10 protein-coding genes and 1 pseudogene are annotated in these 10,848 nt (G+C 47.1%); 5 read left to right on the top strand and 6 right to left on the bottom strand.

Annotated features, from left to right (window positions below; all coding sequences use genetic code 11):
- Positions 1 to 562: 562 nt before the first annotated feature.
- The gene (locus QUA99_RS30900) at positions 563 to 2,497 is read right to left on the bottom strand and encodes a serine/threonine-protein kinase (RefSeq protein WP_333244764.1); all 1,935 of its coding nucleotides are present in this window, start codon (positions 2,495 to 2,497) and stop codon (positions 563 to 565) included.
- 219 nt (positions 2,498 to 2,716) lie between these two features.
- Here QUA99_RS30900 and QUA99_RS30905 point away from each other — a divergent pair, with 219 nt between their 5' ends.
- From QUA99_RS30905 to QUA99_RS30915, 3 genes are all read left to right on the top strand, one after another.
- Positions 2,717 to 2,869 carry a hypothetical protein gene (locus QUA99_RS30905; protein ID WP_333244767.1) on the top strand — a complete coding sequence of 51 codons (153 nt, stop codon included), beginning with the start codon at positions 2,717 to 2,719 and terminating at the stop codon, positions 2,867 to 2,869.
- A gap of 125 nt (positions 2,870 to 2,994) precedes the next feature.
- A complete protein-coding gene (locus tag QUA99_RS30910; RefSeq protein ID WP_333244769.1) occupies positions 2,995 to 3,477 on the top strand; it encodes a 2Fe-2S iron-sulfur cluster-binding protein in 483 nt (160 codons plus the stop codon).
- A gap of 38 nt (positions 3,478 to 3,515) precedes the next feature.
- On the top strand, positions 3,516 to 3,986 hold the full coding sequence (locus QUA99_RS30915) for a phycobilisome protein (protein WP_333244772.1): 471 nt from the start codon (positions 3,516 to 3,518) through the stop codon (positions 3,984 to 3,986).
- A gap of 17 nt (positions 3,987 to 4,003) precedes the next feature.
- Here QUA99_RS30915 and QUA99_RS30920 read toward each other — a convergent pair whose 3' ends face one another.
- The 5 genes from QUA99_RS30920 to QUA99_RS30940 form a co-directional block, all read right to left on the bottom strand.
- A complete protein-coding gene (locus tag QUA99_RS30920) occupies positions 4,004 to 5,170 on the bottom strand; it encodes a pentapeptide repeat-containing protein (protein ID WP_333244775.1) in 1,167 nt (388 codons plus the stop codon).
- Between the two features lie 240 nt (positions 5,171 to 5,410).
- Positions 5,411 to 6,073 (bottom strand): V4R domain-containing protein, encoded by a 663-nt coding sequence (locus QUA99_RS30925; protein ID WP_333244778.1) that lies wholly within the window; start codon positions 6,071 to 6,073, stop codon positions 5,411 to 5,413.
- Positions 6,074 to 6,129: 56 nt separating this feature from the next.
- Positions 6,130 to 6,600 carry a phycobilisome protein gene (locus QUA99_RS30930; RefSeq protein WP_333244781.1) on the bottom strand — a complete coding sequence of 157 codons (471 nt, stop codon included), beginning with the start codon at positions 6,598 to 6,600 and terminating at the stop codon, positions 6,130 to 6,132.
- Between the two features lie 163 nt (positions 6,601 to 6,763).
- Complete coding sequence (locus QUA99_RS30935; protein WP_333244784.1) at positions 6,764 to 7,030, bottom strand: hypothetical protein; 267 nt, start codon at positions 7,028 to 7,030, stop codon at positions 6,764 to 6,766.
- 97 nt (positions 7,031 to 7,127) lie between these two features.
- Positions 7,128 to 7,829, bottom strand: coding sequence for a V4R domain-containing protein (locus QUA99_RS30940; protein WP_333244787.1), 702 nt, complete (start codon positions 7,827 to 7,829; stop codon positions 7,128 to 7,130).
- Positions 7,830 to 8,110: 281 nt separating this feature from the next.
- Between QUA99_RS30940 and QUA99_RS30945 the strand changes: the two genes are divergently transcribed.
- Both QUA99_RS30945 and QUA99_RS30950 read left to right on the top strand, forming a co-directional pair.
- Entirely contained in the window at positions 8,111 to 9,943 is a 1,833-nt protein-coding gene (locus QUA99_RS30945; RefSeq protein WP_333244791.1) for a peptidase C14, read from the top strand.
- 360 nt (positions 9,944 to 10,303) lie between these two features.
- A pseudogene (locus QUA99_RS30950) lies at positions 10,304 to 10,582 on the top strand (DUF6444 domain-containing protein); the annotation flags it as partial.
- Between the last annotated feature and the right edge of the window lie 266 nt (positions 10,583 to 10,848).

A 10,848-nucleotide genomic window follows, 5' to 3' on the forward strand; every position in this document is an offset into this window, starting at 1 on the left:
AACCGCTTCCCTTCTGGCGCTTTATTAATGTATCAACTCTCCCCAGAGTTGTCAAGCGTTTTGTGAAAATATTTTTGTTGTTTTTTGAACCTATACACACCAAGGGTTTCGGCTGTCCTTCACCGCTCCGACCTCCGCTGGCTGACTCCTCTTTTAACTATGGGGTCTTTTTTTGGGCCAAAAGCCGTATTTTGGCTGGACTATTTCCCGCGCATGGGTAGAAGAACTCCGTGGTTCAACATGATGGGGCTTACTTGGAGTATAGGTAAGGCAAAGTTAGAGTGTAAGCCGTGAGGCTGCATCATGGGCTTAGGATGACAGAAGTAGTCTGGTGCATGAGTCATATATATTATGTAATTAAGTGGTGTCTGCATTTCTTGGACTTTACTGAGGGACGTTTGGCTCTCAGATTGAGCTGATCGCTCTTAACAATTCCTCTGATTCAAAATCCTGAAGTGGGCACGACACGGTACTCTAACCCCGATCGAACTCCCAGGAATTGATAGCCCGCAAATACACTCTCCTGAATTACACCCTGAAACTCCTTCAGTTACCCCAGTTATCAGCCTTTGATGAGCGAGCGCGAGTTGGTCTCCTCAACATCTACATCTAAAAAGTGCAAGTGACTCTCTTCCTCAGTATTGACAGCAATCGCCAAACCTCTATTCCCCCAAGGAGCTATCGCCCGGGGTGAGGCGGGGCTGCTAAAACTCCCTACTTGAATCCCTTGACTGTTTAACACTTCTATCTGCCCCCCAACATCTGCCAACACCCATCCCCAATTAGCCACACAAGCAGACACGGGCAAACTTTCAAGAGGAATTCGCGCTACCTTGAGTGGCCACAATTTCATCAACAGCACCGCCGCTTTACCACCTTGAGGAATTCCCAGCAAAGTATAAGGCTCAGGTGTCAACAGCATCTGTCCGACGCTGGCAGACAACCGTACAGAACCCACAGGCGTGCCGCGGCGAGTGTAAACTCTAAAAATAGTTTGGGGATTTTTTGGTTCGTTGTCCGGCCAAACTGCTAAGACGTGTCGCCGATCCAAAAACATTAATTCTGGTAAATAGTGTTCTGGTAACGGCACAGTAGCGATCAGCTTCAGCGCTTTTTTCGGATCGCCCGCAGTGCTGTTTCCAGCTAAAGAATAAAAACGCAGTTCGCCGGGAACCGCTACTGTCAACCAGCGACCGTGAGAATCAACAGCAGCTTTTAAAGCCTCTGACCCTTGCCTGAAACCCATATCCAACAAGCACTGAGGCTCCCAAGAGCGCTCGTTGAGCCAGTAAAGTTTTTGCGGAGTGAGAACGCAGCAGCCGGAGGAAGCAGGTAAAATGCCGCGCACGATTTCCGGCATTAATATAGAAGTAGAGATTTCTCCTGTAACTAGCTGTTTTCCTGGGTGACACCAAACCTTCACCTCTTTACCTACAGCAGCATAGAGATACGTTTCAGTGGCAATTAAAGCCGTCAGGGGTGCAGGAAGTATCAGTGGCTTTGGGTGCGAAAGCGAATAGCGCACAGTCCGAAGTAAATTAATAGCCGACTGTGATGCTTTGTCTTCTTCGACTTCCAGCAAAGACTCATTTTCCGACTTCTGATTTTTAGCCTCCTTAGTTGCGGGATTTTCCCAAGGAATAATGCAGTTCCCCAATTCCCTGACTGCGGGGTCGTACACGATCAGCCGCAGAGCTTGAGCCATTTGGGCAGCACTCGCAAAACGGCGGGCTGGCAGCTTTTCCAAAGATTTTTTGACTATTACTTGCAAAGGTTCGGGGATGGCATCGGGAAGTTGCAAGCGTTGATTCAGGTGTGCCCATCTTAAGTCTCCGGGGGTTCCGCCGAAAGGGCGGTAGCCCATTAGCAACTCAAACAGCAAAATTCCAACTGCATATATATCTGACATGGGAGAGTAAAGACCGTAAAACCTCTCTGGTGCCATGTAAGCAGGGGAACCTACGGTAGCGTCGGGAGAAATTTCTTGGTGCAGGCGAGTGGTACCGATTTCTGGCAGGCGGCGCGCGATGCCAAAGTCAGACAGCCGGGGCGACCAACCTTTGGATCCCAAAGTTAAGAGGATATTTTCGGGTTTGATGTCGCAGTGAACTACGCCTCGGCGGTGGGCGTAGTCTAAGCCGGCTAAAACTTCCATGACTAGCTGCAAACCTTCGAGCAGCCGCAAGGGGCGGTCTTGTTTGAGCAGGTTGCGGAGGGTTCCTCCCTCGCAGTAGTCCATAACCAAGTACCTGCCTGTAGCTGTGTGTTCTAGAGCTCGGCAGGTGACAATGTTAGGGTGCTGCAAGGTGATCAAAAACCATAACTCTCGCAAAAATTCGCTAGTTGGGGCTTTTTGATGGCTGAGTTCTTTGAGAGCGACCAGTTGGCTGGTGAGGCGGGAGTCCTTGGCGGGAGCTTCTCGAACGCTGGCACAAAAGACTTGACCAAATTGTCCTTGTCCGACTAGCCCTAAAATGCGGTACTTAGAATGTTGCATCGGTCTAATTGTAGAAAATGCTTGAGCTAGTATTAAAATATGTAAAGAATTCTGACAAAAATTCAAATTTTTAAATTGCTAGCCAGGTACAGCCTATGTTATCTCAGGTTGATTCTGAGCCGACAATCGAGCGATCGCACAGTCGCGCCTACTAAAATCCTTGAGTTTCGGAATCAGTAGCAATCTTGCCGGATTCGGGTGCGAGATATATAAGTACCTGTGGCTGCTATTTTAGTCGATCGCGACTATTACAGTTTTTTCAAGACTGTCAACGAAAAATCTAAGATTTTAGCAATCGCAGCTAAGCTGGAGAATAGGGCAGACGGAACAGCGATTACCAAAACAGAAGCGCGGTTATACTATCAGGGTTAGAGAGCCGGAAGCCGATGGTGCGATCGAGCCATTTTAACCTTTTTGAGTGTTAGCCAAATTTTTTTGGCTTTGAATATGTCGATCGTACTTGCTAAATACTGAACTTGACAGGAGCAAAAATCAATATGGTTAAAATTATTAGACTAGATCCAATTTCCGAGGAAATGGCAGTCGAAACCCGATCTAATATCCTGTCTGCCTTACTTTCCAAAGACTTAGACGTTCTCAAGGAATGCGGGGGGCGGGGAATGTGCGCTACCTGCCACGTTTACATTAAAGAAGGCATGGAAGGCTTATCTGACATGAACCGGCGCGAGAAGAGGACCTTGGAAGTCATTACTACAGCTCAAGCCAATTCGCGACTTGCTTGTCAGGCTCAAATTATGGGCGAGGGTGTAGTTGTACAGTTGCCTGCAGGGATGTACATTAATGCTATTGAAAATGTGGAAGCTCTAATTGGCCGCAGGGCTCAGCAAGATTTATTACACCCAATCACGGGTCAAGTAGTTGTAGAATCAGGAAAGTTAATTACTCGTTCGATTGTTACACAGCTTAATGAAACCCGCTTTCAAGTAGGACAGTATTTAGTTCGGACTAAAGAAGCTTAAAACTGATATGTTTGTATTTTAGTAGTAGAGAAAAACTTATGTTGAGCCAACTTGCACGTTTGAGCACGGAAGCAGACGGACGCTACGCCAGTGCTGAAGAACTCCAATTTTTGAAAGACTACCTTCAGTCTTTGAATCACCGGATCAGTGCTTATAAAAAAATTCAAGCGTCTGAAACAGAAATTATGCAACAAGTGGAAGCACAAATGCAGTCTCTCGACCCTAATTTATTTCGCCGGGGGACTCAAGATGTGACCCAAAAGTGCCGTGGAGATATTGTTCAGGTCTTGAGGCATTCGGCTGCAGCAATGTTGATTAATGATACTGAACGGTTGCGCGATCGGCTCCTGCTTTGGTTGCAAACTATTTTAGGCGCTGTTCAAGTTCGCAATACTGCCACCGTGACCTACGATGTAATGAAAAAGGTACTCAAACAATATCTCACCGTGGAAGAAAGGAACTTATTTTTTCCGATTCTGGACAACAACCGCACTTTACTGGGCAAATAATCAAGGGGGTTGACAGGTTAATGGCGATAAACTGTGCCGTTAGGAAGAATGGCTCCAATCAACTTGGCTCCCCTCAAATCCGCCTCAGTGAGAATGGCTCCCCGGAGGTTGGCTCCTGTCAAGTCAGCTTTCTGCAAGTTGGCTTTACTCAGGTTAGCTTTGCTCAAGTCAATTTCCTGCAGGCAAGAATTAGACAGGTCGGCATTGATCAGGTAGGCTCCGCTCAAGTTGGCTTTGCTGAGGTAGGCTCCGCTCAAGTTAGCTTCTATCAGATAAGCACCGCTCAAGTTAGCTTCGTTCAACAATGCCTCTGCCATATTAATTCCAGTTAAAAGTTTGCGGCTCAAGTCTACACCGCCGAGATCGGCCCCGCTGAGGTTGATACCGCTTAAATGGCAGCCATTCAAAGTAATATTTCTCAGGTAGGTTTTGCTCAGGTCTGCTTTGCACAAATTGGCTCTATCCAAGCAAGCTTCGCTGAGGTCTGATTCGCTCAAGCACGCGCCGTTTAAATAGGCTTGAGTGAAGTTAGTTCGCCTGAGGTTAGCTTGCAACAGCTTAGCTTTGCTGAGGTTAGCACGGGTTAAGTTGGCTCCGGCTAGGTTGGCTTTGAACAATTCAGATCCGGTGAGCTGTGCTTCGGTCAAGTCTGCCTCTTTGAGACTCGCCAAACTTAAGCAGGAATCTTTGAAATTGACCCCGTTGAGATTGGCTTTAATCAGATAAGCTTTACTTAGATTTACCTCGCCCAGATCGGCTTTTGTGAGGTTGGCAGCACTCAGATCTGCACCTGCGAGATTGGCCTTGGGGAGAATTGCTCCGGTCAGATTTGCCCAATTCAGGTGACATCCGGCGAGGTTGGCGCCGGTGAGATTGGCGCCGGTGAGATTGGCTCCGCTGAGACTTGCTGCCATGAGGTTGGCGCCGGTGAGATTGGCTCCGGTGAGGTCAGCTTTGCTGAGGTTGGCTCGGCTCAGATGGGCTTTGGTGAGGTCGGCACCGCTGAGGTTAGCACCGATTAAGTAGGGTCGGTGCTGGTGTTGGTTGAGGTTTGCCAAGATTAGAGTTGGGGCATCGCTGGAACGGTATAAATCGATCGGACTCAAGACAATGCCGCGCAGATTTGCCAGTCTAAAATCTCTTTCGCCGGCTGCATATCGATTTAGAAGTTCGTTGGCGTCCATTAAGTTCTAGCAAAATGTTTTAGGTTGTGATTGCTTTTAATTTTTATGAGTTTCTATGATCGGTTATGAATTATCTAGCTCCTAGTTATAATCTGGTTTTCTTTAAATAGCTAAAATCGGATTTTCCAACTCTTTAGCTTTTTTATAATTTAACTCACAGTTTTGATGATGGTGAATTTAATAGCTGGGTTGCCATCGATTTGACAGCTATTAGTTAGTTGCTAATAGCTGTCAAATAAGTCAATTTTTTTGGGTAAGTTGACTGATAATAGCTTCGTGTTGTTGTCCTTCTTCGACGAAATTATCTGCTGGTTGGAGGCGATCGCGCAGCCCTAAAATAAAGCGATTGCAGTCCGAACCCAAGGATTCGCAAGAGGTTTGCAGGCAGTGGAGTTCTCGACCTGTAAGCTGACTAAAGAACGAACTTAAAATACCTGCTTCTAGAAAACAGGCTGGCTGCTTAGACTTGGGGGCTGTTTTGGCAAAAAGAGAATTAGCAGTTTTTACTATTAAAAATCCGTGTTCGGAATAGCTGGGGTCCAGTTCAAGTGTTCCCCATCCGTGAGTTTTCCAGCACTGTTGCAAGGACTGAAGAAATTCTACCATTTCCATTTCAGAAACTGGCTGACCGTAGTATTCGCTGACTTCTTCGCAAAAACGCACGTAGAAGTTTTTACCCCACCAGCGACCGCAGTTGAAAAGCACGAGGCGGGAGGCTTGACCGGTTTCTTTTTCCAAGCCGATATAAATCGCTTGAATCAGTGTTTCTGGGAGCGCTATGAGTCGATCGCCCCGGCGGTTTTCTAGCAAGCCGAGTTCGAGGTCGCCTCGGACGTAGGCATCGCTGGCAAAGTAGTTTCCAGGGAGTCTGGGCTGTTTGAGCAAGTCGGCAATATTAATCATCGGGAATTGGGAATTGGGAATTGGGAATTGGGAATTGGGAATTGGGAATTTTCTGATTATTTATTACCTTGGTCAATAACTATTGACTGCGCTTGGTCTAAAAATGGCTGTAATATAGCCCTGGCTTGCTCGGAAAGCAGTTCTTTTAAACGAGTTTGCAGCAGATCGCAAACAGTTGCTTCGAGCTTTTGAGTTTGGTGGGCTTCGACTATGCCGGAAAGCCAGTCTAGGAGGCGTTGTTCGAGCAAATCTCTATCGTTCAGCAGCATGGCCATAGCGCAGTACCGCAAGACTAACAGCCAGTGTTTGAGCGATCGTTCTAAGGTTTCTTGTTTTTCGTCTGGGTATGTTTCTTGTAGCTGGTTGGCTATTGGTTGGAAGATGCTTGCTTCCTTATCTCGCAAAAATTCGTAAATTTTTAAGCGCTGGGCAAGAGTTGCAGCTTGACGCTTAAAAGCTATGAGTTCTTCGCCTTTTAAAAAGCGGTTTTCTGCCTGGTCTAGCAGCGACTCAATCTCAGGGTGCATGATTTTTATTAAGTGGTAGTCGGTAACTGATATAAAGAATGAAGTTCGGCAAGAAGCAGTGTAAGGGATTTAACGGATTTAACGGAGGGATTTTGAGAGAGGAGATATGAAAAATGAGGGATGAGGGATTGCCATATTTTTTGTTTTCCATTTCGCACACAGATTAAAACAGGTCGAATAGGTCATCAATGGTGACTTCTGCTGGTTCAGAAATAGAAATTACTGGCAAGGGTGGCGGTAGGGGTAGAGCACCTACTTCGGGAATTCCTTCCCAAGAAATAGCTTGAAAAAAGTCTGCTACTGGCTGGGTTAAAGTCATAACTTGACCGGGGGTCGAGCCATTTTGGGTTTCTAAAGGTTTTCCCAACCAATTATAGTGGCCAAAGAAATCTTGGACAGACTTGTCCAACCATGAAGTTTGACTTTTCATCTTTTTTCCTGCCTGGAGAGGCCCACCATCGGACTCTCGATCGCGAAATTGGTGGGAGGAAAGGCAGGGCAGGGGATTTGCCTTTCCACTTTGTTGTTTACCGCAATATTTCACCGTGTTGCAGTCGAGTTTGAATATCGCGGGCGTTGGCACCTTCGTTGAGCCAGAATGCTGCTGCATCAATTTTATCAGGGTTGCCGAGCAGGAACTTGCAATATGTTTCTCCCATTGAGTAACATTGGAGTTCTATGCAGCTCAGAGGCTTTTTGACTAGAGATCCGAAGAAACCAGCGAACAAACCGGCATATAGGTGACAAACCGGTTTGCCTACGTCGCCCAAAGTGCGAGCAACTGCTGAGTCAAAGATATTGATGAAGATGCAGCCGTGTTTGCGATCGCTCATGTCAACTTCCCAGCGACCCCAACCTTGAGCAGTGAAAGGCCACCACCAAGTTTCTAGCAGAAACATGAGATTGGACTGGCGAATGTTCTGGCTGAATTCGGCACTAAACCATTTTTGAAAAAATTCGGAATCTTGCAGCCCCCAATGGCAACCAATAGTATACATGATGACAGAGGAAGCCGGACCTACTTCTTCTTCGAGTCCCTCCACCAAACCGATAATGAAGTCTTCGCTGGTAAAAATGTTGCGCGACTTATTCCAGTCGTTAATTGTACCTATCTGGTTATCGAAGGCAAAAAAATCCTGAAACCTATAATGGCTGTGAGTTTTAGGATGCTTTTGCTTCAGTCGCGATTCGCTGCGGGTGGAAATTTCTTTTTGGGCAGTAGAGACCATTGGCGGGTTATTCCTTTTTGGTGTTGTTTGCTGAAAATTAGACTCAAATAGACTGGCCTGTGTATCCAATTTAACTTCATTTTTCTGAAACCAGGCACAGGGTATAAATTTTTACTGCAATATAAAAGTTGAAAATTCTAGGATGCTAAATTTTGGCGCTTGTTGGGACTTCTGCCTTCGGACAACTGCTGTCAGAGTGCTGGCGAAAGTAGGTATAACCTTAAACGGCTATGTGTTATCGTTTTGTGCAAGCTGTCCACTATGTGTATAGGGCATATGAGATGAAAAATCACGCTTGTATTGCAATAGGCATCAATCAATATCAGTTACTCCAGCCTTTGAGTTATGCCCAAGAGGATGCAGAGGCACTGTACGGTTTTTTGACTGAGGAGGCGGGTTTTGCGCCGGACGGGTGTCTGCTGATGACCGATAGCTCGCCGTCGCTGTGGGGTCAATCAACATATCCGAATCGGGAAAATATTGTGAGGTTGACCCAAAGCCTGTGTGCGGAACATCTGCAACAGGGAGATTTACTCTGGTGTTTTTTTAGCGGCTACGGTGTCAGTTATGAAGGCAAGGATTATTTAATGCCAGTTGACGGCAATCCGGCGGACATTCAGGGTACTGGGATTCCGGTAGAGTTGCTGTTGAATACTCTGAAAAACGCTCCTACGGAAACGGTGTTGGTGCTAGTTGATATGAACCGCAGCCAGATTGTGAAAGCGGGGGACACGATCGGCTCTCAAACGGCAGAGCTGGCGCGGGAACTGGAAATCCCGACGGTGCTTTCTTGCCGCCCGAATCAAGTTTCGCGCGAAACTTCGGCTTTGCGTCAGGGGTTTTTTACGACGGCGCTTTTGGAGGGACTGCGATCGGGACAGTGCATGACCCTTAAGGGTTTAGACCGTTTTTTGAGCGATCGGCTGCCGGAGCTGTGCGACCACCATTTGCGTCCCAAACAAGAACCTTTGATGGTGGTGAATCCTCCGGGAAAGGCTCATTTGGTAATTTTGCCGGATGTTTCTGGGGTGCCAACTGCTGTGTTGGCAGGACGCAATGGCAATATGGCGGTTAATGCCGCTGATGGGTTCGATCGCCCGCAAATGGCGACGGCTACGGCTCGAGTGGAGCTGCCTCCGGCAGTTCGCAATGCTGAGGATTCGTCGGTTGAGATGCCACCTGCGTTGCAGCCGGATGCTGCTGGTCCTGCCGATCGGGGAGGCGATCCACCCAGCTTGCAAAAGCCGGAGGATCGGGATAACGGGGGGTCGGACAAGTCATTTTTGCAGCAGCTAGTTTTGTGGAGCTCAGCTACGGCTTTGGTGCTCCTGTTGGGTGTTTTTCTGACGAACAAATCAATTTTTATCGGTCAGCAGGAAGGAGATCCTCGATCGCCTGCTGAAAATGCCCAAAACTCTGGATCTCAAAAATCTGCTGGTGCTGGGGGGTCGCAGAACCAACCTCGGGCGGTGCAAGCAGTGACTGGAAGCAAGCAGCCACAATCGAGCCAGCAGGTGTGGGCTGAGGCGAAAACTTTCCTCAAGGATGGTTCGGCTTCTAGTTTTAATAAAGCAGTGGCTAAGGCTAGAACGATTCCGGCTAGCGATCCGCTCTACCCGCAGGCTCAGCAGGATATTGAGCGCTGGAGTTTAACGATTTTGGATATAGCTAACGGGCGGGCTGCTCGGGGCGATTTCCAGGGGGCGATCGGGGCTGCTAAATTGATGCCTGATGTCAACAAGCCTGTTTACAATCAGTCGAAACAGGCGATCGCTCAGTGGGACGAGCTATCCAAAGACCAGGACGTAAATGTTGCTTTGCTATCGGCTGCTAAGGGTCAAATTAAGCGGGGGGTTGCGTCTTCTTACAGTAAAGGCATCCAGCAAGCTAATAAGATTGAGCCCGGTCAGCCGAAGTATGAAGAAGCTCAGCAGTTAATTGGAGAGTGGAGCGAAAGTATTCTCAAAATTGCTCAGTTGCGTGGCTCTCAAGGAAAGCTCAAAGAGGCAGTTGAAGCTGCTTCGCTGGTGCCGTCGGGTACTAAGAGTTATCAGCCGGCTCAGAAGGAGATAGCCAATTGGAAAACTAAGCTGCAACGCCAGAAAAAAGGTTGATTGAGTTGATAATTTCTCGGTTTCCCACCGGGAAATTATCTTAACTACAAAGCCCAGATATGTCGATCGCTCGCTACCTCTTGACACTGCAAAAGGATACCTACAGAGCGATAATTTAAAACCAATAATTTAATTCACCATTTCTTCTTGGCAAATCCGGCGCCCTGGGATTTTATATTCTGTCCTATCGCTTCTTTTTTAGATGGTAAAATATGTCCTATGGGCGGATTAATTAATATCTTTAATTCACTGTAGGTAATTGCTCAACCCCCTTGACAAGAAGACGAGATAGACATTAGATAAAGGGTAAAGATTCAGGTCAAAAAAGACTTAAGTGGCGGCATCTGGTAAAATAAACGAATGAAAAAGCCCGCAGCCACCAGACAGAAAGAAAAAACCCAAATCGAGCAGTTGAGCCAAGCTGAACTGGTAGAACTGGTACTGGGGCTGCAAAAAATCATTGAAGAATTGCAAGAAAAACTAGCGATTGCTACGGGCAAAAATCAAACCACCAGTCAAACTTCATCAAAACCTCCATCAACGGATCTACTCCAAAAACCAGAGAAACCAACAGTCAAACCAGAAGCAGACCAGAAAAAGAAACCAGGTGGACAACCAGGTCATCAGGGGAAAACCCGAAAAGGGTTTGGACGAGTAGACAGAACCGAAATTAGCTCACCCAGCATCTGTCAAAATTAGTGAAGTAATTAACATCCACAGGCAGCAAGTAGCAAGTCTAGTCGCCAAACCAATCGAGGTCGTCGAATACCAGACACAATCGTGTAAATGCCTCGAATGTGGTGCAGTAGTTATTGGAGTTTAGACTAAAACCCACATTCCGCACCCCCAACTGGCACATACGCGGATTGAGAGGGTAAAAGTGAATCATCCGAGATAATAGTGAG

It is taken from the genome of Microcoleus sp. F10-B2 (assembly GCF_036704965.1).
Lineage (GTDB): Bacteria > Cyanobacteriota > Cyanobacteriia > Cyanobacteriales > Microcoleaceae > Microcoleus.

What these genes read in the sequence shown, in the direction of transcription:
- QUA99_RS30915 (WP_333244772.1), top strand. Translation starts at nt 3,516, where the DNA reads ATGTTGAGCCAACTTGCACGTTTGAGCACGGAAGCAGACGGACGCTAC.
- QUA99_RS30920 (WP_333244775.1), bottom strand. Translation starts at nt 5,170, where the DNA reads ATGGACGCCAACGAACTTCTAAATCGATATGCAGCCGGCGAAAGAGAT.
- QUA99_RS30945 (WP_333244791.1), top strand. Translation starts at nt 8,111, where the DNA reads ATGAAAAATCACGCTTGTATTGCAATAGGCATCAATCAATATCAGTTA.
- QUA99_RS30935 (WP_333244784.1), bottom strand. Translation starts at nt 7,030, where the DNA reads ATGAAAAGTCAAACTTCATGGTTGGACAAGTCTGTCCAAGATTTCTTT.
- QUA99_RS30930 (WP_333244781.1), bottom strand. Translation starts at nt 6,600, where the DNA reads ATGCACCCTGAGATTGAGTCGCTGCTAGACCAGGCAGAAAACCGCTTT.
- QUA99_RS30900 (WP_333244764.1), bottom strand. Translation starts at nt 2,497, where the DNA reads ATGCAACATTCTAAGTACCGCATTTTAGGGCTAGTCGGACAAGGACAA.
- QUA99_RS30925 (WP_333244778.1), bottom strand. Translation starts at nt 6,073, where the DNA reads ATGATTAATATTGCCGACTTGCTCAAACAGCCCAGACTCCCTGGAAAC.
- QUA99_RS30910 (WP_333244769.1), top strand. Translation starts at nt 2,995, where the DNA reads ATGGTTAAAATTATTAGACTAGATCCAATTTCCGAGGAAATGGCAGTC.
- QUA99_RS30940 (WP_333244787.1), bottom strand. Translation starts at nt 7,829, where the DNA reads ATGGTCTCTACTGCCCAAAAAGAAATTTCCACCCGCAGCGAATCGCGA.